The organism is Flavobacterium sp. FlaQc-48, from assembly GCF_044007335.1.
Taxonomy (GTDB): Bacteria; Bacteroidota; Bacteroidia; order Flavobacteriales; family Flavobacteriaceae; genus Flavobacterium.
Window position 1 is genome coordinate 289,336 of the sequence record NZ_JBIPCR010000001.1, and the last position, 24,103, is coordinate 313,438.

Below are 24,103 nucleotides of genomic sequence, written 5' to 3' on the forward strand. Positions count from 1 at the left end.
GAATGAGCAGGGTAGATTATTGAGGTAAACCCAGTCGTACAGCCACATCTATTATAAAAATAAAATAAAAAACTCAAATTCAGTCAGTTCTAATTAAATAAAGCTATCTTTGAGCAATTAAATATATTAAAATGCAAGAAGGTACAGTAAAATTTTTCAATGAAGAAAAAGGATTCGGATTTATAACTCCTAATAATGGAGGGGCCGAAGTTTTTGTTCATGCTTCAGGTCTATCAGAAAACATCCGTCAAGACGATGAAGTACGATATGACATAGAAGAAGGCCGTAAAGGTCCAAACGCAGTAAACGTAGTCTTAGCATAACCATATACTATCACAGTTAACTTATAAAGGCACCTGCTTAGCAGGTGCCTTTTTTTTATTAATAAGGGGCTTGCTTGTTTCCTGCGAATCCGGAGCTGCACTCCTGTATCTTTGAGACGAAGAACTTCAAAATATGATTTTATTTATATACCTTGCCCATCAAAACTTATTAACTAACACTTATGAATAAAAGAGGGCCGATCATAATTATAGAAGATGATGAGGATGATCAGGAAGTATTGGGAGAGGTTTTTAAAAAGCTTCAGTATCCCAATGAAATTATTTTTTTCGGTGACGGGGAGCAGGCACTTGTATATCTGACTGAGACCCCCATCGAGCCTTTTATTATATTCTCTGATATTAATATGCCAAGGCTTAATGGAATAGAGCTTCGGGCAAAAGTTCATGAAAATGAAGATTTGAGAATGAAATCAATTCCGTATTTGTTTTTTTCGACCGTTGCCGAACAGCAGCATGTCATAGATGCTTATTCCAAATCGGTTCAGGGATTTTTTGTGAAGCCATCTGATTTTAATAAAATGACAGCCATGATAAAAAACATTGTGGAATACTGGCAGAACTGTGTTTCGCCCAATTACATAAAATAGCTTGAGTCAGGAAGACGGCTGTTGCTTTTATCTTTTAATCAACTAAGGTCTTAAACGGGGGCTGCAGGTGCCACTTTCTGAATCCTTTCGATAGCCTGTTCACGCGAAAGGGCGCTGGTGTATTTTTGGCTGGTGGCAATAGTTTGTCCGTTGTCTGCCCTGAGATAAAAATAGAGTTCCCGGTCTATAGTTGTTTTCTTCTGTAACTTGCCAGTAAGCTGTACAGATGATCTTACGGATTGATGAAAAAGGTGCAAAAAAAAGGCAGAAAAAAAAATCTGCCTTTTAAGTTTTGTTAGAAATGTATTTTCAGTTCTCTATTTTGAATACTGAATTATTGGTTCAAAAAGAATTAATTGATTTTCACCAAATGCGCTTCAATAGCAGTTCTGTCTGATTCATATTGTGCAGGAAGTTTTAAGTTTTTCCCTAATTCTTCTAAACTTTCATCAACTGTAAAACCAGGGTTTTCTGTGGCAATTTCAAATAAAACTCCTCCTGGTTCTCTAAAATAAAGAGAGTGGAAATAATTTCTGTCAATCTGTGGTGTAATAGACAATCCGTATGCTTCGATTTTTTCACGGAAGTGCATTAAAATTTCATCATTTTGTACACGAAAGGCTACGTGATGTACAGATCCGTTTGCTACATGACCGCGTTTTTCTTCGGCCAATTCTACCAAGTCAACAATTGCTGCATTTTCTACAGCATCAGTTGCATAACGGTAACGGTTTACATCCTGATCAATCAATTTATAACCAAATATTTCGGTTAAGATTGCAGCAGTTGCTTTTATGCTGTTTAAAGTCAGGGTAATATTGTGGAAACCTCTTGTTGCCACATCAGCTTTTACTTCGTCAGTTTCCCAGGGTTTTCTGCTATCTTCAGTTTTAGATTCGATTAACTCTAACTTTAATCCATCCGGATCTAAGAAAGTCAAATATTTTTCACCAAATTTTTCAGACGGTTTGTTGTAAATAACATTGTACTTCTCAAAACGTTTCTGCCAGAAATCCAAACTTCCTTTTGGAACAGAATATCCAATTTCTGTAGCCATTCCGGACCCTTTTCTTCCTTGTTGAATTCCTTCTCCCCAAGGAAAAAAAGTTAAGATTGTTCCGGCACTTCCAACTTCATCACCAAAGTAAAAATGGTATGTTCCGGGATCATCAAAATTCACTGTTTTTTTGATGAATCTCAACCCTAATATGTTTGAGTAAAAGTTAAAATTGCGTTTAGCGTCACCTGCAATTGCAGTAATATGGTGTAAGCCTAAAATTTTATTTTCCATGGTTTTATGTGTATTAAATTGTTATTGATTTTCTTTTACAAATTTACGTCCGTTATAGCGCTGCATCGATTAACCTAGATTAAGAAATAAAAAGCAGATAAATTTTTATCAGTCAAACAATAGCCAAATAATATTCCGTTTTTGTTAAGGTGTTGTATGTTAAGGTTTTAATGGTGTTTCGTTTGTTTGTGATACTACGACATATCGTAATTTTATGAATTGCAGCTGTTTTATTTAGAAAAGGAATGGTTATTTTACTATGGCTATTCCTTAAATTTACGTTGTTACCACATAAAATACCACACTAATTATTGTTTATGGAAAAGCCGACTGATCAAACTGCAATTTTAATGAAGCGACTGCAGGAAAGAGAAAAAGAACAAATGTTGATTATGTCGATCTGCAGTGCGCTTTCTCAGGCTTTGACGAAAGAAGAATTTAATCTGGTCGTAAACGATATTCTAAAAGAGGAGTTCTCTTTTGATGATTTTATTTTGGCTTCTGCCGATGAAAAGGAAACGGAATATCATGTTTTCTATCAATTTTTACAGAAAGATTCCAAGTTGAAAGGACTAAAAATTAATGATGGTTTTTTTGATTTTTGTATGGATTCGGCCGATACGGTTATTTTCGATCTCAATACTTTAAATAGAAACAAATTTCCGGACTACATAACTATTACAAATAATAAAGGTTTTAAAAACGGAATAGGAATTTGTCTTCCTTATATCAAAGGAAACAGAAATGTACTTTTTCTTTTCTTTAAAAATACCACAACTTTCAGCAAAGAATATAACCGAATTATTAGAGGAATTGCCATGCAGCTTTCTATTACAGTCAGGAATATTATTCTGGGCCAGGAATACGAAAGCAAGGTTAAGGAACTTTCAATTTTGAAAAAAACTACGACAGATGAAAAAGAAGAACCTGTAAAAAACGAAGGCTTTGAGGGAATTGTTGGAAACAGCGCTGCCATGCAAAACGTTTACGAATTAATTTCGCAGGTGGCACCTTCGCAATCTACAGTTTTGATTTCGGGCGAAACCGGAACGGGAAAAGAACTTGTAGCGAGTGCGATTCATAATTTGTCATCGTTTTCCAATAAAAAAATGGTAAAAGTAAATTGCGCTTCAATTCCGGGGAGTTTAATCGAAAGTGAATTATTCGGACACGAAAAAGGGGCTTTTACGGGAGCGTTGGAATTAAGAATCGGGAAATTTGAACAGGCAGAAAACAGTATCATTTTTTTAGACGAAATAGGAGAGATGCCATTAGAATTGCAGGGAAAACTGCTTCGCGTTTTACAGGAAAAAGAAATAGAAAGAATTGGCGGTAAAAATACTATAAAAGTAAATTTTCGCGTAATTGCGGCAACCAACAGGTTACTGGAAAAGGAAGTAGCCGAAGGCCGGTTTAGAAGCGATTTGTATTATCGATTGAATGTATTTCCGATTCCGCTGCCATCTTTGCGGGATCGCCCCGAAGATATTGAAGTTTTAGGAAATTTTTTTCTGGAAAGACATTCGGGTAAAATGGGTAAAAAGATAAAAGGTTTTTCTAAAAAAGTACTGAACAGCATGAAAGCAAATGCATGGCCGGGAAATGTTCGCGAATTAGAAAATATGGTCGAAAGAAGTATTTTGTTCACCAAAGAAGAAACGATAAAAGAAATGAGTTTTCCTGAAATTTTCAAAACCGAATCTACAACTTCTGAAACCGAATTTTATACCAAAACATTACAGGAAATAGAGAAGGAGCATATTCTAAAAGTAGTAAAAAAATGCAACGGAAGAATTTCCGGCCCGCAAGGCGCGGCAGTTTTACTAAATTTACCCGGAACAACGCTCATTTCTAAAATGCAGAAATTAGGCATTAAAAAAGAACATTTTATAGATTGATTTTATTCCTGGATCATTTTTATTTTTCCGGAAGAAACGGCCCAGAAAATCAATAATAACATACTTATAACCAAAGCAACTGTTGGATATTGAAATGAAATTGCAAAAGCAATTAAGTAAGTGGGCAATCCGTACAGATAATTATTTCTGATTTTTCGTATTGCCGAATTTGTGATTTCGGGACGTAAAAGTTTCTTGTTGCTGCTCGCAATAAACCACAACAGATTGTAAGAAAGATTAATAAGCACAAATATTCCGGTGTAAATCGCTACCGCAATATTTGAAGCTTCACCTTCAAAAAAACGGGCTAATAAAGCTGTGGGATAAGAAACTGCGGTTACGAGAAAAAGAATCAATCCGTTAGAAAACATGATAGCAGTATTACGGCTGTAAATTTGTTTGAAAATCTTGTGGTGATTGACCCACATGATAAAAATACTGAAGAAAGAAAGCGTAAAAGCGAGATACGTTGTCCATTCACCTTTTAGAAAAGCCAGTAATTCAGTACCATTTTTTATAGTTTCTGCGTCTGGGGCATGAAGATCAAGAACCAAAAGCGTAATCGCAATCGCAAATACGGCATCACTGAAATTTTCTATTCTTACAGTTTCTTTTTCCATTTTATTTTTTTAGATTATTTTAACCGCAAAGTTTGCAAAGGTTTACGTGAAGAACGCAATGTGAATTAACCGCAAAGTTCGCAAAGGTTTACGCGAAGAACGCAATGTAAATTAACCGCAAAGTTCGCAAAGGTTTACGCGAAGAACGCAATGTAAATTAACCACAGAGTTCCCAAAGATTTTTAGCCAATATTACGTTGATAAACGCAAAGTCAGCAAAGCTATATCAATACAAAACTTTGCGAACTTTGCCTTTTTTATAAAATCCAACAATAAAAATCTTTGCGAACTTTGCGGTTAAATTTTATAATTTTATAAATATTGATTTTCGCAGTTTTGGTTCTAAATTTTTTGTTTTGTGCCCTTTTCCTGTAGTGTCTTCAACCAATAAAATTGATCCTGTTTCAAATGTTCTTTTCTCTCCTAATGAAGTTTCGATTTCTACGCCACCTTCCAGCAAAACAATATATTGGCGATCCGGGGCATTATGAAAATCATAATCATAAGACGGACTGACTTCTCTAAAAACAATTGATTTTACGGGTTCATTATCAGATAAAAAACCAATATCGCCATTGTTTTTCAACGGAACTTCAAAATCTTCAAAATGACTTTCGCCATTTGCATCGCTGTAAATCCGGGTTATCTGAATCATTATTTCTTTGCAAAAATAAGTTCGTTGGCCAAATCTATTTCGTCCTGACTTATGGTATGTCCCATATTATCGTAGATTTTTTTGGTAACATTTGCGCCTAATTTTTTAAGAAGCGCTTCAGATTCATTGACTCTTTCGACCGGAACATGAAAATCAGGATCACTCGTTCCGATAAAAACGGGTGTATTTTCGAAGTTTCCTGAATAATGGTCTTCATAAACTTTATCGCCAATGAGTCCGCCTGTAAAAGCAACTACACCGCCGTATTTTGCGGCATTTCTGGCTGTAAATTCTAAAGCCAGGCAAGCTCCCTGCGAAAATCCAAGAAAATAAATGTTCTCTTTTTCAATTCCGTTTTGCTGAACTGCGACAACAACCTGATGAATGTCGTCTAATGATTTTGAAAAAGAAGGTTCATTTTCATTAATAGGAACTAAAAATGAATAGGGATACCAGGTTCTGTTTTCTGCCTGTGGTGCAACCAATGCAAAATCATCAACCTTAAGATGTCTCGCGATTGAAAGAATATCATGTGCGCCGGCACCACGTCCGTGAATCATAATCAAGGCCTTTTTAGCTTGATTTAAAGGTACCCCGTCTGTTATAATTTCTAAATTCATGACTTTATTTTTTTAATTAATTGTTTTTAAGATCTCGCAGATTTTGATCTGTTTTTATCTTTTTATCCCCCAATAGCTATCGTAATGACAAACTTTGCGGACATACTTTGGTTAAAAATGAATTATTTTTTCCAGATATCCAGATATTCCTCCGGATGTTTTTTGAATTGTGCGTGTACATAAGGGCAAAGCGGTAAAACCATCATATTGTTGGCACGTACATATGAAACCATTTCGTCAAGAAGTTTCTTTGCGTATCCTTTTCCTTCGGCTTCCGGTTCAACTCCTGTGTGGTAAACGGTTAACAAATCATCTTTTAAGCTTACTGTCATTTCGCCAAGTTTTTTGTCATTAACATAAAGATTAAAAGCACCGTGTTTTTTCTCGTCTAATTCTAATTTTATTGTTTCCATATCTTTTAATTATATCCTTGTTTTATACCTAATTTTTTCATTTTTGAATACAAAGTCTGAGACTGCATTTTTAGCAGTTCTGCAGCACCGCCCGGACCAGAAACTTTTCCGGCACAAATTTGGAGCGCATTCAGAATATGCTCTTTTTCCATCTCTTCCATTGATTTTATTCTTCCATTATTTACTTCTAATGGATTTGAATTAGAGGTTGGAAGATCAAATTTTTCGATTTCATTTGTTTTGGCCAAGAGTACATTTCTTTCTATCAAATGTTCTAATTCGCGAATATTTCCCGGCCAGTCGTATTGCATCAATTGTTCTAAAGCCGGAACACTTATACTGCTGACATTTTTGCGGGAACTTGCCGCATATTTTTTCAGAAAATAATGGGCTAAAACTTCCATATCTTCTTTGCGTTCTTTTAATGTTGGAAGCTGGATCGGAAACACATTGAGTCGATAATACAAATCAAGTCTAAAACGTCCTTCTGCAACTTCTTTTTCCAGAGATCTGTTGGTTGCAGCAACAATCCGTACATTGATTTTTATGGTTTTATTTCCACCAAGTCTCTGGATTTCCTTTTCCTGTAAAACACGCAATAATTTTACCTGGGAATCAAGCGGCAATTCGCCAATTTCATCCAGAAAAATAGTGCCGTCATTTGCCTGTTCAAACTTTCCGATTCGTAAAGAGTTAGCTCCCGTAAAAGCGCCTTTTTCATGTCCAAATAATTCTGATTCGATTAAAGAATGAGGCAAAGCGGCACAATTGACAATTATAATTGCGTTTGACTTATGCGCCGAAAGATCGTGTATAGAATGCGCTACTCTTTCTTTTCCAGTACCGCTTTCGCCAAGAATTAAAACGGACGTTTCGGCCGGGGCTACAATTTTTATTTTTTCTATAACTTCTTTTAAAAGAGGGCTTTTTCCAATAATTCCCTCAATTTCCTGGTTTTGAGTATCATTTTGAGTTGCTCCTAAAGTTCCTTTCTCCTGACCAAATCTGTATTTGGCAATATCAAGCATGACAATCAGATCTCTTTCGCGAAATGGCTTTACCATAAAGCCGTAAGGATGAGTTGCTTTTACAGCTTCAAGAGTCGATTGGTTGGTATTGGCAGAAATATAGAGAAATGGCAATTGTATTTCGCGAAGTTCCCACGCCAGATCAATTCCGGTAAGATCGCCTTTGAGCATAATATCCAGTAAAACCCAGTCCGGTCTTTTTGTATCGATTAATTTTCGTGCCTGAACCACAGAAGAAGCAATACCGGTTATTTCGTAACCCGCTTTAACCAGCATGATTTTTAAATCATTTGCTACTATAAATTCATCTTCAACAATTAGAATTTTCTCCTTTATCACCATAAGTTATATAATTTCAGCATTTTCAGTTGATCCTTCAAATTCTGTATTTCTTGTAAATGTAATTTTGATACTCAATCCGTTCTCATTTTTCATATCAAAAGTTCCATCAATCTGATCGGTTAATCCCATCATTAAATTCATACCGAGGGAATTTCGCTCTGTATCTTCAAAATGGGCAGGAAGACCAACTCCGTTGTCGGCAATGACCAGCTTATAATTATTTTCTACGATATTTTTCAGCTCAATACTTATATTTCCTTTTTTGTCAAGAGGAAAAGCATATTTAATGGCATTATTGATGGCTTCGTTTATAATTAATCCCAACGGAACTGCTTGTGCTACATCAAGATATACTTTTTCTGTATCCAGAACAAAATTGATTTTATTATCGGTATCAAAACATTCTCTCATATAACTGATTAGTTCATAAATATACCAGGACATATCGATGTTTGCCAGATTATCAGATTGATATAATTTTTGATGTATTAACGACATGGCATGCATTCTGTGCTGGCTGTTTTGTATGGCCATTAAAGCATCTTCATTATCCAAATAAGCCGATTGGGTGTTTAATAAACTAATGACAATCTGGAGATTATTTTTTACACGATGATGGATTTCCTTTAAAAGCCATTCTTTTTCAATCAGCATTTTTTTGTTCAGTTCGTTCTGTTCATTAATCTGTTGTCGCTGAATTTCTAATGCTTCGTTTTTTTTCTTTTTAGACCTGAAACTATTATACAAAAACACCAGAAAAAGTACCAAAACAACCACGCTTCCTATAAAAACATAACGGATAATCTGATCGTTGTGAATTTTTATTTCCTGTAATTTTCCCTGCTGTGTAAGCAATTTAATATTTTTGTCTTTCTTTTCTGTTTCAAATTGAAGCTGTAATGCTGCGGACTGTTTTAGTTTTTCTACATTAAAAATAGAATCCCTGAAAAGTTGATGACGCTGTAAATGCTTTATTGCCGACTCGTATTTTTTACTGGCATGATCGGATTGAAAAGACAAAAGTTCGATCTGCGAATACAGAATAAGCTTATTTGATTTTTTAGCAAATTCTTTAAATTTTTCGATGTAGGCATACGTTTTCTCTACCTGACCTGACTGTTGTAAATAAATAATTATTCCGGTTAATTTATAGGCGAGACCGGTATCAGATTGCTGATAATCTTTAAGTATTTGCTCGTAATAGGGTTTTGCATTGTCCAGTTGTTTAAGCATCGAATAGCAAACCACAAATATAAATGTCTGTCTTATTTGGGTAACCTCATCTTGTGGCGCATAATCTTTTGCAGTTCGTTTTAGCGTTCGCAATGCCTCGCGATAATTTTTTTGCTGGCAATATAATGATGCCAGATTATAACTTATTACATTGACATCGCCTACATTTTTATTTTCTAAAGCAATATTTAGTGCTTTTTCAAAATTAGAAAAGGCTAAATCATATTTGAGAAGATCGTAATAAGCAAGACCAAGATGATTGTAAATAGTGCAGAGCTGATAACTTGTGTCGTGAGTTTCTTCGGCTGTTTTTTCGGCCATCAATGCATATTGCAATGATAATTGTGTGTTTTGTAATATTCCGTAATTATCAGACATTAAGGTATAGACACCCTGAAGCTCTTTGAAACCAATAGCTTTATAAACAGTAACTGCATTTTCTAAAAGCACCAGCGCTTTTTGATTTTCTTCTATACTTCCATAATAATCGGCAAGATCTTTTAAAGCGTCTGCTTGCTTCTTATAAGCCTTGCTTTTTTTGTAAAGCGATACTGCAATTTCAAGATATTTTATCTTGGCTTCTGTATCTTCTTTTTCATAACCTTTATAGGCGCAAAGTTCCCTGTAAGCATCTGCTTTTAAAACTACTAAATTGTTTTTTTCAGAATAGGCGAGTGTTTCATTGGTTTTCTTTAATCCATTTTTTGAATCTCCTTTTTCTCTGTAAATCTGACCTTCTAAAAGAATGGCTTTTCCTTTTCCGGGTTTATAACCTAAAGCATTACTTAACTTTTTTGCTTCAAAATTTAAATTACTGGCACTGTCAAGATCGGCTTTAAGTTCACCCGGTTTAGTAAGATAATAAGAGCTTAAAGTTAAAAGTAATTCGACTTTCTGACTGTCACTTCCCGCTGATGCAATTTTCTTTTTTAACACAGTAGGATCTTCTTTTGACTGCGCCGTTCCATGAAAAGTGGCAAGTAAAAATAATGACACCGTACAGAAGATGCACAAGTAGTTTTTGACGGAAATAAAAGGGATAAAGTTCATTTTTTAAAGATAATATATTATCAGAAGTCCGCAAGCCTACAGCTGGCTTTGTTTACTATTCACGATGGTAGATGTAACATATTATCATGGCAATTCCAGGCAGAATTAAAGTTCCTAATCCGAAAAACTTTCCGGCAACAGCTCCTAAAAAACAACCGACAAGAAACCCGATTATAGTAACTAATTGTTTTTTAAAACTGAGCAGTACATCAGCATCTTTTAATCCGTTTTTTAAGAGGTTTCCCAAATCAAGAGACGCCTGTGTTACATTTCCTGTCATCATGGTTGTTGGACCGTGAGTTTCTTTAGCATACAATTTTCCAAAAGCATTCTGAAGTCCCATTGCAAATACGGTTGTCATAGCTACTGTGTACATCGTCCATTCTGAAAGGATTTGTAAATAGCCAAAAACATATGAAGCAATCCCGCTTAAAACCAGAATAACGCCTTCCCAAAATAAAATCGAATAACGATTTGTTGCTTTTAAGGCAATTCTTCCTCCGGTAATTACGGCTAAAATAAAAATGGGAAAAGTCAATAATTTCACCCACGCATGCAGATCAGAACCTTTGATAATTTGATAAGCAAAAACAATAAAGTTGCCCGTAACGTGTGCTGAAAATATCGAATCGGCAGCTACAAAAGTTACGGTATCACAATACCCTGCTATCATTGTGAGCAGCAGGGTAACGTACCAGATATTTTTTTGTATTTCCATAATTTTTAATTTTTGATTCTTATTTTAAATGTGCGCGAAGCATCCAGGCCATTTTCTCGTGATTTTCTAAAAGCCCGGTGATGTAATCACTGGTTCCGGCATCGTGCAATTCTGCAGCAAAATTATTGATGTTTTCACGTAAGTGTATCAGGATACTTTCGTGGTCTAAAAGCAATTCTTTGATGTAACCTGTACTGTCGTTTTTCTCTCTTGATTCTTCCGAAAGATGTGTCAGCGCCAGATATTCTTTTAAAGTTCCCGGTGCATAATGACCCAAAGTTCTGATTCTTTCTGCAACGGCATCAACAATTTCGTCCAGCGCTTCATATTGCTGTTCGAAGAAAAGGTGTTTGTTATAAAAATCCGGACCTTCTACATTCCAGTGTGCTTTTTTTGTTTTTGTATAAAGTACAAATTCGTCAGCCAGAACTTTTGCTAATACATCTACAACTTTTGTGATGCTTTCTTGTTTAATTCCGATGTTTGCTTTCATTTTTAATTAGGTTTTAATAATAGGTTAATGATAATTCTAAATATTTTGAACACATAGAAACATAGGTTTTCTTTGATTTGGAAAGAAGATAATGAAAGAAACTAGTTTTTTACACATAGATCTCAATGTCATTAAGTTAAGCTTTTTTGATAATTATAAGTAATGCGAACCAAGAGTTAAAATGTGCCATTAGACACTAAATATCGCTAGTTATTATTATGTTGCGTACCTACGGCACGCTGGGTTTATTCCGATTCCTGTTAATTACCGATATTTAGTGCCTAACGGCACAAATTGCAGGCTTTCAAATCTTGATTGCTATGTTTATTAAACAAAGTGAAACGCCTTTTTACACGGTCAAAAATTTATGTTTCTATGTGTTTACATTAATTGTCCATAAAGGTTAAGAGATAATAATCTAGTGAATATGTTCCGGCTCCAAGTGCGAGAATTAATAGTAAGGATAAAGTGTACATATAAGGAACGTCGCGTACTTCGAGCGAATCTTTTCTGTGCACGACAAAATATCCTACGGCTGTTACGCCAATGGTTGGCAATACAACAAGTCGGGTTCCGATACCCAGCATAATAAGAAACGGCACTACAGTATCTGAAAAAGTGGCTACTAATCCGTTTAGTTTTTCAGGTAAATGCAATGGATTTGGAACATGTTCTCTTTGGCCGTTTTCGACTCTGAATTTTTTCATTCCGTGAACTCTAAAAAGTTCTATGGCAAGCAATATTCTAAAAACTAAAAATGCCGCATTGTTAAAGGCTGTTCCTAAATCAGAATAAAGGATTTGTTTTATAATTTCAGTCATATCTTTAAATTTAAAAGGCAAAGCAGGAACAGCCTAAAGCTCCCCAAAATGCATTATAGTTATTTACCGGAACATTGCTCATTCTGGCAATATCGTGGCTGTGTGCATGAACATCACAACTGCCGCTGCAACTGTGTATTTGCGAAGTCAGGCCTGGTTTTGCATCTGCTTTTACGTTTTTCTCAATGGCACTCTGGAAATTGCTTTTAGCTGGATAACCGTTGTAAATATTCGTTGGTGACCAGTCTGGCAAAATTGGAATATGTGGCGGTGAAAACGAAGAGAAATCGCCATTGGCATACACAATTTTTCCGTCTACAATCGTCAAATCGGCTTCGATTTTTTTAATGTCTTCGTCATCAATTGTAAAATAGTCACTGTCCAAAACTACCAAATCGGCAAACATACCGGTTCTTATATCTCCTTTTTTTGCTTGTTCCTGAGAGAACCAGGCGCTTCCTCTGGTATATAATTCTAAAGCGGTTTCCCTGCTTAATCTGCTTTCATTATATAATTGCAGACCGCCAACTGTTTTTCCAGCGGTCATCCAATACATGGAAACCCACGGATTGTAACTGCTTACCCTTGTAGCGTCAGAACCTCCGCCAACAGGAACTTCCATTTCGAGCATTTTTTTAATTGGCGGTGTATTTTCGGCTGCTTTTGCGCCATATCGGTCTGTGAAATATTCACCCTGATACGCCATTCTGCTTTGTACGGCAATTCCGCCGCCTAAGTTTTTGACACGTTCAATATTGCGTTCATCAATCGTTTCGGCGTGATCAAATATCCACGGCAATCCGTTAAACGGAATTTCCTGATTGATCTTTTCAAATACATTTAAGAATCTCGTAATACTTTCATTATATGTCGCATGAAGTCGAAACGGCCAACGATTTGCGACTAAAAGACGAACAACTTTCTCCAGTTCTGTTTCCATGTTTTCAGGAAGATCAGGTCTTGGCTGAAGGAAATCCTCAAAATCGGCAGCAGAAAAAACCAGCATTTCACCCGCACCATTATGACGGTACATATCGTCTCCCTGATATAATTTTACCGTATCAATCCAATCTTCAAAATCTTCAAATTCGTGTTTTGGTTTTTGAGTAAAAAGATTATAGGCAATTCTAACCGTTAATTGCTTCTTCTCATTCAATTCATTAACGACTTTATAATCATCGGGAAAATTCTGAAATCCGCCTCCGGCATCAATTACGCTTGTAATCCCGAAACGGTTCAATTCTTTCATGAAGTGACGGGTCGAATTGATCTGATGTTCATAAGATAACGTGGGGCCTTTTGCTAAAGTCGAATACAAAATCATAGCATTTGGTGTCGCAATAATAAGTCCGGTTGGTTCTCCTTTAGAATCTCTTTCAATCTGTCCTCCGGGAGGAGCAGGTGTATTTTTAGTATAACCCACTGCTTTTAATGCGGCCCTGTTCAGAATTGCCCTGTCGTATAAATGCAGAATAAAAACAGGAGTTTCCGGTGCAATTGCATTAATTTCTTCTAAAGTTGGCATTCTGCGTTCAGCAAACTGAAATTCAGACCAGCCGCCAACTACACGAACCCATTGCGGATTAGGAGTTCTGTCTACTTGTTCTTTTAGCATTCTAAGTGCATCTGCAAGTGAAGGAACACCATCCCAGCGTAATTCTAGATTATAGTTTAAACCGCCCCGGATAAGATGAATGTGCGAATCGTTGATTCCCGGAACTACTCTTTTATTGTGAAGGTCGATTATTTTGGTTTCTTCAGATGCAAATTCCATTACACTGCTGTCGTTTCCAACTGCAATAAACTTACCGTCTTTGATCGCTACAGCCGTAATATTTGGTGTTTCGGCATTGAAACTGTGAATTTTACCGTTGAATAAAATTAGATCTGCTTTCATAATTCCGTTATTTAGCGTTAAGTTTTGCAATTGCGTCTTTAATTCCTTCGCCGGCAACAGTGTAAAAAGAGGGTCCCGCCAGCAGAATAATTTTGGTTAAAGGCTTATAATCGGCTAGTTTTTTATCTTTTAAATAAGTCTGTGTTCTGTACGCTTCAAAAGAACCTAAAACTACATTTGTAGCCACTAAAGCCGTTGGCGAATCAATTCCTGCATCTTTGATATCACTTGCAAAAGAATAGTTAGTAACGCCCAAACGCAAAGCTTCGCGCATAGCAGTGCTTCCTACACTAATCATTAAATCCGGTGTGAATTTATTGCGGTCACCAAGACCTATTAACAATAATTGTTTAGAAGCTAAAGTACCTTTTGGAGGTGTAATTAGTAAGGTTTCAAGAGAATGCCCTGTAAATTTTCCGCTTTTGCGTAATTCAGTAATAATGCCTTTTAATGCATCGTCTAAATGTACCATTCCGTTTAGGTTAGCAGGAAGGGCAGGAGGGTTAAAGATATCGCCCTCTGTATATTCAAAAACGCAGGCAACTTGTAATTCTGCTTCTGCTGCAGATGGTCCCTGAACCAATCCGTTTATGGCAACTCCGTCTACTTTTCCCCAAGTAGTAGTTGAGCCAAGAGAAGCCGTTTGTGCAAAAGAACTATTTGCAAATAATATTGTAATAACAAGAATTAGAGCAGAATAGCTAAGTCTGTATTTTGAGAAAACGGATAAATTTTTCATAGTTGTCAATTTTAATTAATGTTTGTATAATGTGAAAAATATTTAAACACATAGAGACATAGATTTTATATTTTGAAATGAATCAAAGAATATCAAAAGAAACTAGTTTCTCACACATAGCTATGTGTGTTATAGCTATGTTTACCAATGCAAGTGAAACGACTTTTTAAGTTTATAAGATCCTGTTCTTCTATGGGTTTAAAATAATTATGTTCAGTTTATTTTGTTGTTAAAATTTAAATCCAAGTCTGGCATTAAAGAAAACACCGTCTTTAGAATTTGGAATAATATCGTCGATAAAGGCACCGGTTTTAAAATATTGAATACCGCTTACGACTGAAATATATTTGTTTACGCTATAAGAAAAATTGGCAAGATAAGCGGTCCCGATATATCTTTCTGTTGAAGAACTTCCGGGAAGATTTAATGATCCGCTTGGTCTGTAAACGCCATCCTGTAATGAATATCGCCAGTTAAAAACCACATCGACCTGCATCTTTAGCTGTGGCAATAAATCCATGGTGGCATAAGGATGAATGTCGATAAGGTTTACCGGGCCCACTTGCGGACTAAAACCAAAATATCCTCCTTTTGGATATAAAGGGTTGAAGGTTTGTAAACTTCCGTCGCCTTTGTTTTTATCCCCTGAAATATAATCATTTCTAAGATTTATCGTGGGTTTAAATTTCACGTTTTCAAAAGAATAGCCTATATCTATTGATCCAGTCCATGCATTAATGTTTCCTGATCCAAAAGTTCCAAATTGATATGCAGCTTCCAGATTGTAAATAAAACCGCCACCGTATTTCCAGAGTCTTGTTCCGATGGTATGTCTTTTTTCAGGAGCAATTCCTTCTTCAAACAGCGATTCGTCTCTTCTGATTCCGAGATAATAAAGATCCAGATTTCCTGCTTTTGGGAATATTATTTTAGAATAAGCTCCCCAAAGATTCAGCTGTTTCGACATTTTATTATCAAAAGCTCCTGTATAAATAGTGTCTGCCATCATTGCAAATCCGTCAATTGAGAATCGGGAAGAGGTATATATTATTTTTCCGCCTGTAAAATAAAGTCTTGCATTTGGACCTTCTCTAACCGAAATTAATCTTCCGGAACCATAATCAAGTTCTTGTCTTCCGGCACGAAGGATTAGTTTTTTATCTTCTTTCTGATATAAATTGACATCTAAAAAAAGGTTCTGAACATTCAGCTGATCCTCGTCAATACCTCTCGGACCATTGATTCGTCCGTCTTGCAAGGCACTTCGCAATTGTGCAAATACTCTAAAGGTTTTTCCTAAATGAATATCGGCATGAAGATCATAGCGTTGTAGTAAAAAGTTGTTGTGACCAATATTTAGTCTTCCCCAATCTTCATTATTGAAATCTACATATTCGTATCTCGCTTCACCGCCAAGAGATAAATAAAAATCTTTCTCTTTGTTTAAGGGAATGAATTTTAAATTCTCATAAAAATTTCTGGTCGAGTCTTTTAAGAATTCGTAGTTTTCGTCATATCGCAAAAGCTTAAAATTTTGTGCAGATGCTATGGTTCCTGTAAAAAGAAAGCATATTACAATGATTTTGAAGTTCTTTTTGTGCAATATGAATTTTGATGATTCCAACATAATAAAAGGTAAGAGGTTTATATTGATTTTGTGTCAGGTTTCAATCTTCAGGTCGAAATGAATTAGTGTTTCAACATGTTGTGTGCATAATGAATCCCTAAGCCATAAGATCCGCCATGTTTTTTCATTAAGTTGGTTACCGGAACATAAGTTTCCTGACGTGCCCAGTCTCTTTGAAGTTCTAATATATATTGAATAGAAGTCACTGGTTGTACACCCACCTGAATCATTCTCTGAATGGCACGTTCGTGAGCTTCGTTACTGACGTCTCCGCAGGCATCTGTGATCACGTAAACTTCATAACCTTCTTCAATAGCAGAAAGAGCAGGCCCAACGATACAAACCCCTGTCCATAATCCGGCAAGAACTATCTTTTGTTTTTTTGTTGCGGTAATTGCTTTATAAGCATTTTCATCTTCCCAGGTATTCATGGTTGTACGGTCGATATATCCCGAAGTAGCAATTGGATAATATTCTTCAATTTCAGGAAAAACTGGACCTGCAAAGCTTTCTTCAAAAACAGTAGTTACAATTGTTGGAACGTTGAAGATTTTTGAAGCTCCGCAAATAATAGCAACATTATTGCGCAATTCACTTATTGCAATGCTGTTTGTTGCAAATGCCATTTGCCCTTCAAAGTCAATTAATACTAGTGCGTGATTGTCTGGTGATAATAAGTTTACTGATGGTTTCATAAGATTTATATTTATTATTTAAGTTTGTTTTATGCCAACAAAGTACCAAATTGTTAATGGGCTGTTTTGTTGCTGGTTATGGCTGTAATAGTAATTTTTAATTACGATATTTCGTAAATTTAGTATTGCTTTATTGAATGTATTAGGAATGTGTTGAAAGCTTTTTGATCATTTCTGCAGAAACGGCGTCGGCATAAATTCCAAAAGCACTGGTTAAAACACCTTTTATGTTATAGATCTCAGATATAATTCCGTACACAATATCTTCATCTCCTGGATCTGTATCTCCTTCAAAACGAAATAGATATTCAATTTTGAATTCTTCCGGAGACATGGTTTGTGTGTTATTATTATAACGGATACAATTTTCGTCAAGATTAAAGTTTTCTGTAAAACCTTGCTGATTTAGCCATTGTAAAGCCTCGGTAACCGTATCAAAAGCGGGTTGTTGAAATAAACTCATGGTGGGGAGAAATTTAAAAACTGCCTTTTAAAGCAAACCCTATCAGGCAGTTTTGATTAATTTTGAAAGAATGCCTGCTTATGATTTAATAAAATCCAGAATATCTTTATTGATTGTTTCCGCCTCTGTAGTTGGCATACCGTGAGGAAATCCAGGATAAGAAATTAGTTTTCCGTTTTTCAAAAGTTTTGCTGCTCTTGGAGCCTGACCAAATGGAACGATCTGATCATCTTCCCCGTGAAGAACCAAAACAGGAATGTCTAAACTTTTAAGATCTTCTGTAAAATCTGATTCAGAAAAAGCTTTTATTCCCTCATAATGAGCTAAAACTGAACCCATCATTCCCTGACGCCACCAATTGTGTTTAATACCTTCCTGAACTGTTTTTCCTTCGCGGTTCCATCCGTAAAACGGAATAGGAAAATCATAAAAATACTGTGCTCTGTTAAATCCGGTGCCTTGTCTTATTTCGTCAAAAACAGCTAAAGGAACGCCTTCAGGATTTGTTTCATTTTGTATCATAATTGGCGTTACAGCACTAATAATGATTGCTTTTGCAACACGCTCTTTCCCGTATTTTGCAGCGTAGCGTACTACTTCGCCGCCACCGGTAGAATGCCCAACGTGAATAGCGTTCTTTAAATCAAGAGCAGCAGCTAATTCAGCGATATCAGATGCATAGGTCTCCATATTGTTTCCTTCTGAAGTTTGACCGGAGCGTCCGTGTCCGCGACGATCATGAGCAATAACCCTGTATCCTTGTTGTAGGAAAAACATCATTTGTGCATCCCAGTCATCACTGGATAATGGCCATCCGTGGTGAAAAACTATTGGTTGTCCTGTTCCCCAATCTTTGTAAAAAATTTCTGTTCCGTCTTGTGTTTTAAATGTGCTCATTTTTTTATGGTTTTAGATTATTAAAATTTTTATTTATTAATGTTAAAATTAGTTTTGTAATTAAATTTTAATTTTGATTGAATACTTGTTGTTCTTTTCTTTTACAAACTTACATCAGGTCCGGAAGTCTGTTGGTTAACCTAGATTAAGAAAAAAAATAATTCCCTTTTTAGGCCTGTTTACTATTTAAATGATCTGCTCTTTTGGCTTCGCTAATTATGATGAGATTTATAGTCATGAGGATATTTTTTTATGATAATAATCAGATATCATTTATAAAACAATCAATGTGCCACAGGTGTAAAATTACTTATAATCAATGGTTTAGTGATTTTGTGAGTTTTTTTTATTTACGATATATCGAAAATTTATGAGATGATTTTTAAGGGATATAGAAAAAGCGTCAATTTTTCTGCGAAAAACATTATCACGCTACGATTCAGTATTGGGTTTTAATACTACTGTGCCACGATTCTGTCAAAAAACTGATAAAATATACTTTAGTGAATTGCGTAAAGCTCCTTGGTTTTTTGCAATAAAGGGTTTGCTGCTGCATGATCAAAACTTAACCAATGCCACTAAGTTTGTGGTTTACTAAAGAAAAAAAATAAAACAGTGAATACTGGTATTTATCAATTTAAAATATAGACTGTAAGTTATTACAAAGTTTTTCAGAGTTATTACAAATTAGCCTTATTGCTCTTTGATATAGTTTTATTTTATTATAAAATTGCACTGAATTTAAAGACAATAACTGCCTTAAATTAGAACTTTTTTCGCTAAAAAATATTTGGGGAATGAAATACAAAAATATATTACTAGTCAACGACATAAATGATGATGCAGAGACTTTTGTATTGGTACTGAATGCAATTAATCATAAAATTAGATCATCCGTAGAAAGTAGTCCACTTGAAGCTCTAAAAAAACTTCAGGATTCAAAATTATCACCCGATATAATTTTCCTGGATTATAACATGCTACATCTTGATGGAACTGGATTTCTTAAGTTACTTCGAGATATTAAGGGGCTAAAAAGAATTCCAGTTGTACTTTATTCCCGAAATTCCGGACATATGCTACAGGAAGCAATGAACAAATTCAAGAAAGTACAGTTTTTGAAGAAGCGTGCGAACTTTCGAAAGCTTTTTAAGTCCCTACAAAAGATAATTATACCTGAAAAGCCTGAAAAAAGTATGTTGACTTGAAATGTAACCGCTTTTGCTAACGCCAAATATTTTACAGATGTTCCCGACGGGACAGCAGTTCAATTTATGGTATGAACTCCATTCGCAAACTGCCTGAAAAAAAAGGGATACATATAGATGTACTAAATTATGTTTTATTAAACAAGCGCTATCTCTTTTATGTTAATTTCCACCTGAATTACTTACATTTATTTTGGTCAAAAATAATTTCCAGCTGATCGATTACTGTATTTACCTTAAAATTTGTTTTTTCTACAGCAGTTAAAATTTCCTCGCAGTCTAAAAAAGCTTCTTTTGACATTTTACGAATTAACGAATCAGTGCCTATTGCAAGATCACTTCCTGCGGATTTAGTGTAACCAAAAAATAATTCTTCACTATTCTTTTTTCCAAAAAAATACGAATTGCTTCCATAAGTAATTACCCTGCTGGTTCCTCCGGCATTTGGTCTGTTGCTGCCAGGTTCAGTTATATATCCTATTTTTGCATTTTTGTCATAAATAATGTAGAACCACTTTTTTTGGGCAGACCTCGAAAATTTTCCGTTCAATATATTTTCCGTCGTCGCATAAAGTCTTTCGGCTGTGTATTTTACATTATCAAAATCTATGTATTCAATTTTTTTGATTTCACTGCTTGAGATTTTTTCTTTTTTGGCTTCTTTGTCTGCTTTAAATTTAACATTAGAGTCAGTACTGACTACTTTTTCTGCGAGCCCTTTTTTTATTGCTCCATCTTTCATATACAAAACAGCTTTAATATATTTTGCATGGATATTACAAGTAAATACCAGGAATATAATTAAAAATAAACGAGTAGGTTTCATAGTTTTTAAGATTTTGTAGTAAATATAATAGCTTTAATCCAGAATAAAGCGGTAAAGATAAAAGTAATCTTGAAATGGGCTACTACATGAAATCAGGTATATTGTCGGCTTTATAAGTCCTTTTGTCGGGTTTTAATTGCTGTAAACTAAAATTAATACATATATTCGCAAAAATTTCCAGTAATGAAAGTAATAATACCCTTAATAATATTTTGCTGTTTTTTTAACACTATAATTTACAGTCAAAATGAGACCAACATAACATATGGTTTAAAGTTTGGAGCACTACATTCTAACTTTAGCAATTTACCGGAAAGCATCAAAGGAAGGGACAATACCTTTGATAACAGTGTAATGGAAAGCAAGGGGAAGTATGGTTTAGAGGGTGGTTTTTTTCTTAATTTCAAACTTTATGACACGCGTGTTGCTATTCAGCCTGAAATTTTATTTAGGCAGTCAGGCGAAAAAGTTACTTATCGTGATGTTGTTGGAAAAGAGTTTGAACTGGGGCTTAATTATTCTTTTTTGCAAATAGGGGCTTTATATAAAGTTTATCCTTATGAAGGTCTGAACCTGGGAGTTGGTGCTTTTTACGGCATCAATTTGTCTCCTAACGATATTACTTATACTTCGAATGAAGCAGGCGGAATGTACGATGTGGCTACAAGACAGTTTTACAAAGACGGTCTTGACGGTGCCGATGATTTTGCACTTTGTTTTGCATTGGGGTATGAACTTCATAAGAGTATTCACTTTGATTTTCGCTATTATCTGGGGGTAAAAGATATGGTAAAAAGTAATGCATCTTCTTTTCAGTTTATTGAAAACCAAAATAAAAGCAGTGTATTTTGTTTTTCTCTAGGCTACAGTTTTCATCAATGGTAATTTATAAAAAATGAAAAAAATTATTCTACTGTTTTTATTAGTAAGCACAAAATCAGTTTTTGCACAAGGTGACAGAGAAATTACATACGGTCTTTTTGCCGGAGGTATTTATTCGTCTATGTCCAATCTTCCGGATGTTATAGTACCCAAAGGTATTTATGAAGGTTATACTTTAAAAGAAGAAGGGAAATTTGGCGGGACCGGTGGTTTTTTCATCAACTGGAAATATCCTTATGCTAAAGTTGCCATTCAGACTGAGGTTTCGTATTCCGGTCAGTCTACAGATTTAAATTATGAAGATGTAAAAGGGCTGAAATATAAAATGACTTTTGGCTATAGTTATATAAATACAGGAGCGCAGCTTAAGTTTTATCCTTTTCAGGGATTTTATATTGGTGCAGGTCCTTATGTTGGTTTTAATATTGCGGCTGATAATATAAAATATTCTTCAAATGCACAGGAAATTTTTGCAGATTCGGGCGTTCCGTTTGAAACAGATGCAAATGTGCAAAAAGTACTCAAAGAATCTTTGAGCGGGAAAAATTATTTCTACGGAATGTTATCTGCAGGATATGAATTCAGTTCTAACTTTTCTGTTGGAGCCCGATATACTGTTGGGCTTACAGATGCTTTAATGACAGAAGAAAATGGACATCGCTACAGCGAAAACAAAAATAAAATCAATAGTATTTCATTAATTATAGGCTATTCTTTTGACTTCGATGACTTAGGTAATTTTTAATAAATAAGCTCTTAAATCAGTTTAAATTATGAATAAAAAGATTTTTTTACTGGTAAATTTAATAACAGTATGTACTGTGAGCCTGACTTTCTCGCAGGAAAAAATACTGCCTGGAGCGGTTTCAGAACCTTATTTTTGGTTAAAATCTAAAAATACAGGCGAAAATTATTATTGGGAAAGTCTTATAAATAATAAAGAAGCAAGAGTATCTGCTAAAAAACACAGCGGTGTTCTTTTTAATTATAATCCAAGTATTATTTTCGATACAACTCAGGATTCATTAATTGTACCGCTGGGTGTTAACAGTAAAAGGCGTCAGACGTTTTTTATGGTTTATAAAGTTAAAGACAGTTTAAAAGAACAGTTTTTATGGACAATAAATGATCCTCAAAAAGTAATTTCGGCAGCTACAAATAAAAGATTGGTTGACTTAAAGAAATATTCTTACCAGTCGTATCAGGAAAAAATCAAGCCTCATAAAGCCAATATTCATTTTTTTCAGCAAAATATTACCGATAGTATAGCAAAGCTCTCATCGCTGACTATTGGTCAAAAATCTAAATCGGAGAAATTACCACCAGAAGAATTTAAAGGAAGCATAAGCGAAATTTTGGTTTATAACCGTGTTCTTAATGGTTTGGAAACTCAGAAAGCAGCAAGTTATTTAGCCATAAAATACGGTATTTCTCTTTCTCAGTTTGAGAATAAGAATTACGTAAATAGTAAAGGAGAAACAATTTGGGATGCCGAAAAACACAAAGGATTTAGCTCGTCAATTACCGCTGTAGGCCGCGATGATGCCAGCGGATTACTGCAGGTAAAAAGTAATAGTATGGTCGACGAAGGGCTTTTGACATTTGAAGTTAAGAGCAAATCGAACAATATTCCCAATAATTATTTTGCTTTTTGGAGTGATAATGGCAAGAATCTTTTAGTAAAAAAACAAGAACAAGGAGAGCCTATTGGTGTTTCAAGAGAATGGAACCTGGATTTTAAAAACCCGTCAGATTTAAGTTTAGACTGGTCTTTTAATCCTGCATTTGTAAAAGGAACCCTGCCAAAAGATACTTATTACTGGTTATTGGTAGACTATTCCGGAAAAGGAACTTATGACGAAAATGATTCAGAATACATTCGTTTAGAAAGTACTTCAAGCACCGAAAAGTTAGTTTTAAAAGATTTCGACTGGAATAAACACAATTCAGGATCGGCAAAGTTTACGCTAAAAGTAGCGCCTCAAATGTTCAGCAGAGTCTGGATTACAGAGTCGGTTTGTGGAGTAGCAGGTTCCGGACAATTAAATTATACAATTGAAGGCGGCGAAGCACCTTTTACTGTTACTGTTAAAAAAGAAGGAAGCGAAGCTATTGTTAAACAATGGAACCAGGCTTCAAAAAGTCAGACCGGCGTTCAGCTTTCATCAGGTACTTATGATTATATCGTAAAAGATATAAAAGGAAATCTCTATTCAGAAACCGTATTTGTAGCAGATAAGGAAGGGACGTTTGCTAATCTGAAATCAGATTATTTATTGACAAATGGAAACGCTTTGCTCCTGGATGCAGGTAAAGATCTTCCAACAGGAAATTATCAATATGAATGGTTTTACGAAGGTAATTTTATAGACGATAACCCAAAAATATTAATAGATCAGGCAGGTACTTATGAGCTTCGATTGATTAATGATCAGGAATGCAAAACGTCTAAGAAAATTGCTGTAACAACAGACGGCAAGGAGATTACAGATTATAGTGTTTTGATTTTATATCCAAACCCAACGCCTGACGGAAAGTTTGCCCTTGCAATGCAGTTTCCTAAAAAGACAGATGCTTTAATCAGTATTTATTCGTTGTCAGGATCACTTTTAAAAGAAAAAAAATACAGCCAGATTGAAACGTATCTGCATGAAGATATTATAAAAGGATCTTCCGGGATGTATCTGGTAAAAGTAAATTCAGATTTTGGCACTAAAGTCTTTAAAGTTATTGTGAAATAATGGGGCAGCTGAAGA

The 24,103-nt window shown here is 35.1% G+C and carries 25 protein-coding genes; 7 read left to right on the forward strand and 18 right to left on the reverse strand.

Translation table 11 applies throughout. The annotated features are described in order from the left end of the window. Nucleotides 1–131: 131 nt before the first annotated feature. Both ACHRWY_RS01210 and ACHRWY_RS01215 read left to right on the forward strand, forming a co-directional pair. On the forward strand, nt 132–323 hold the full coding sequence (locus ACHRWY_RS01210) for a cold-shock protein (RefSeq protein WP_395351726.1): 192 nt from the start codon (nt 132–134) through the stop codon (nt 321–323). Between the two features lie 182 nt (nt 324–505). Next, nucleotides 506–931 (forward strand): response regulator, encoded by a 426-nt coding sequence (locus ACHRWY_RS01215; RefSeq protein ID WP_395351728.1) that lies wholly within the window; start codon nt 506–508, stop codon nt 929–931. Nucleotides 932–981: 50 nt separating this feature from the next. Here ACHRWY_RS01215 and ACHRWY_RS01220 read toward each other — a convergent pair whose 3' ends face one another. Together ACHRWY_RS01220 and ACHRWY_RS01225 are read right to left on the reverse strand one after the other, a co-directional pair. Next, complete coding sequence (locus tag ACHRWY_RS01220; protein WP_395351730.1) at nt 982–1,188, reverse strand: YegP family protein; 207 nt, start codon at nt 1,186–1,188, stop codon at nt 982–984. Between the two features lie 95 nt (nt 1,189–1,283). Further along, entirely contained in the window at nt 1,284–2,222 is a 939-nt protein-coding gene (locus tag ACHRWY_RS01225) for a ring-cleaving dioxygenase (RefSeq protein ID WP_395351732.1), read from the reverse strand. Between the two features lie 317 nt (nt 2,223–2,539). Between ACHRWY_RS01225 and ACHRWY_RS01230 the strand changes: the two genes are divergently transcribed. Then, nucleotides 2,540–4,120: a sigma-54 interaction domain-containing protein gene (locus ACHRWY_RS01230; RefSeq protein WP_395351734.1), complete on the forward strand. Its 1,581-nt coding sequence runs from the start codon at nt 2,540–2,542 to the stop codon at nt 4,118–4,120. A gap of 2 nt (nt 4,121–4,122) precedes the next feature. Here ACHRWY_RS01230 and ACHRWY_RS01235 read toward each other — a convergent pair whose 3' ends face one another. The 15 genes from ACHRWY_RS01235 to ACHRWY_RS01305 form a co-directional block, all read right to left on the reverse strand. After that, nucleotides 4,123–4,740, reverse strand: a complete 618-nt coding sequence (locus ACHRWY_RS01235) for a TMEM175 family protein (protein ID WP_395351735.1) — start codon at nt 4,738–4,740, stop codon at nt 4,123–4,125. 304 nt (nt 4,741–5,044) lie between these two features. Next, on the reverse strand, nt 5,045–5,395 hold the full coding sequence (locus ACHRWY_RS01240; RefSeq protein WP_395351737.1) for a hypothetical protein: 351 nt from the start codon (nt 5,393–5,395) through the stop codon (nt 5,045–5,047). Then, nucleotides 5,395–6,015 (reverse strand): alpha/beta hydrolase, encoded by a 621-nt coding sequence (locus ACHRWY_RS01245; RefSeq protein WP_395351739.1) that lies wholly within the window; start codon nt 6,013–6,015, stop codon nt 5,395–5,397. Before ACHRWY_RS01245 ends, ACHRWY_RS01240 begins: the two co-directional genes overlap by 1 nt. Nucleotides 6,016–6,137: 122 nt before the next feature. Beyond that, the gene (locus ACHRWY_RS01250; RefSeq protein ID WP_395351741.1) at nt 6,138–6,428 is read right to left on the reverse strand and encodes a GNAT family N-acetyltransferase; all 291 of its coding nucleotides are present in this window, start codon (nt 6,426–6,428) and stop codon (nt 6,138–6,140) included. A 5-nt stretch (nt 6,429–6,433) separates the two neighbouring features. Continuing rightward, the gene (locus ACHRWY_RS01255; RefSeq protein WP_395351743.1) at nt 6,434–7,798 is read right to left on the reverse strand and encodes a sigma-54-dependent transcriptional regulator; all 1,365 of its coding nucleotides are present in this window, start codon (nt 7,796–7,798) and stop codon (nt 6,434–6,436) included. 3 nt (nt 7,799–7,801) lie between these two features. Then, the gene (locus tag ACHRWY_RS01260; protein ID WP_395351745.1) at nt 7,802–10,081 is read right to left on the reverse strand and encodes a histidine kinase dimerization/phosphoacceptor domain -containing protein; all 2,280 of its coding nucleotides are present in this window, start codon (nt 10,079–10,081) and stop codon (nt 7,802–7,804) included. A 55-nt stretch (nt 10,082–10,136) separates the two neighbouring features. Further along, complete coding sequence (locus tag ACHRWY_RS01265) at nt 10,137–10,799, reverse strand: YoaK family protein (RefSeq protein WP_395351747.1); 663 nt, start codon at nt 10,797–10,799, stop codon at nt 10,137–10,139. Between the two features lie 19 nt (nt 10,800–10,818). Continuing rightward, nucleotides 10,819–11,292, reverse strand: coding sequence for a Dps family protein (locus ACHRWY_RS01270; RefSeq protein WP_395351749.1), 474 nt, complete (start codon nt 11,290–11,292; stop codon nt 10,819–10,821). A gap of 386 nt (nt 11,293–11,678) precedes the next feature. Beyond that, nucleotides 11,679–12,113, reverse strand: a complete 435-nt coding sequence (locus ACHRWY_RS01275) for a DoxX family protein (protein ID WP_395351751.1) — start codon at nt 12,111–12,113, stop codon at nt 11,679–11,681. Between the two features lie 10 nt (nt 12,114–12,123). After that, entirely contained in the window at nt 12,124–14,010 is a 1,887-nt protein-coding gene (locus tag ACHRWY_RS01280; protein ID WP_395351753.1) for an amidohydrolase, read from the reverse strand. Between the two features lie 7 nt (nt 14,011–14,017). Next, on the reverse strand, nt 14,018–14,749 hold the full coding sequence (locus ACHRWY_RS01285) for a M17 family peptidase N-terminal domain-containing protein (RefSeq protein WP_395351755.1): 732 nt from the start codon (nt 14,747–14,749) through the stop codon (nt 14,018–14,020). Nucleotides 14,750–14,978: 229 nt separating this feature from the next. Further along, nucleotides 14,979–16,376: an alginate export family protein gene (locus tag ACHRWY_RS01290; protein ID WP_395351757.1), complete on the reverse strand. Its 1,398-nt coding sequence runs from the start codon at nt 16,374–16,376 to the stop codon at nt 14,979–14,981. Nucleotides 16,377–16,438: 62 nt separating this feature from the next. Then, on the reverse strand, nt 16,439–17,071 hold the full coding sequence (locus ACHRWY_RS01295; protein ID WP_395351759.1) for a hydrolase: 633 nt from the start codon (nt 17,069–17,071) through the stop codon (nt 16,439–16,441). A gap of 142 nt (nt 17,072–17,213) precedes the next feature. Further along, nucleotides 17,214–17,534 carry a phosphoribosylpyrophosphate synthetase gene (locus ACHRWY_RS01300; protein ID WP_395351760.1) on the reverse strand — a complete coding sequence of 107 codons (321 nt, stop codon included), beginning with the start codon at nt 17,532–17,534 and terminating at the stop codon, nt 17,214–17,216. A 78-nt stretch (nt 17,535–17,612) separates the two neighbouring features. Next, nucleotides 17,613–18,431, reverse strand: coding sequence for an alpha/beta fold hydrolase (locus ACHRWY_RS01305; protein WP_395351762.1), 819 nt, complete (start codon nt 18,429–18,431; stop codon nt 17,613–17,615). Nucleotides 18,432–19,228: 797 nt separating this feature from the next. Between ACHRWY_RS01305 and ACHRWY_RS01310 the strand changes: the two genes are divergently transcribed. Beyond that, nucleotides 19,229–19,639, forward strand: a complete 411-nt coding sequence (locus tag ACHRWY_RS01310; protein ID WP_395351764.1) for a response regulator — start codon at nt 19,229–19,231, stop codon at nt 19,637–19,639. Between the two features lie 178 nt (nt 19,640–19,817). On the opposite strand, the gene ACHRWY_RS01315 is transcribed toward ACHRWY_RS01310, so the two are convergent. Next, entirely contained in the window at nt 19,818–20,465 is a 648-nt protein-coding gene (locus tag ACHRWY_RS01315; RefSeq protein ID WP_395351766.1) for a hypothetical protein, read from the reverse strand. Between the two features lie 183 nt (nt 20,466–20,648). Between ACHRWY_RS01315 and ACHRWY_RS01320 the strand changes: the two genes are divergently transcribed. Genes ACHRWY_RS01320 through ACHRWY_RS01330 form a run of 3 tightly spaced genes read left to right on the forward strand, consistent with a single transcriptional unit; the run spans nt 20,649 to nt 24,088 of the window. Further along, a complete protein-coding gene (locus tag ACHRWY_RS01320; RefSeq protein ID WP_395351768.1) occupies nt 20,649–21,350 on the forward strand; it encodes an outer membrane beta-barrel protein in 702 nt (233 codons plus the stop codon). A gap of 10 nt (nt 21,351–21,360) precedes the next feature. Beyond that, nucleotides 21,361–22,092: an outer membrane beta-barrel protein gene (locus ACHRWY_RS01325; RefSeq protein WP_395351770.1), complete on the forward strand. Its 732-nt coding sequence runs from the start codon at nt 21,361–21,363 to the stop codon at nt 22,090–22,092. A 28-nt stretch (nt 22,093–22,120) separates the two neighbouring features. Further along, a complete protein-coding gene (locus ACHRWY_RS01330) occupies nt 22,121–24,088 on the forward strand; it encodes a T9SS type A sorting domain-containing protein (RefSeq protein WP_395351772.1) in 1,968 nt (655 codons plus the stop codon). The last annotated feature ends 15 nt before the right edge of the window (nt 24,089–24,103 follow it).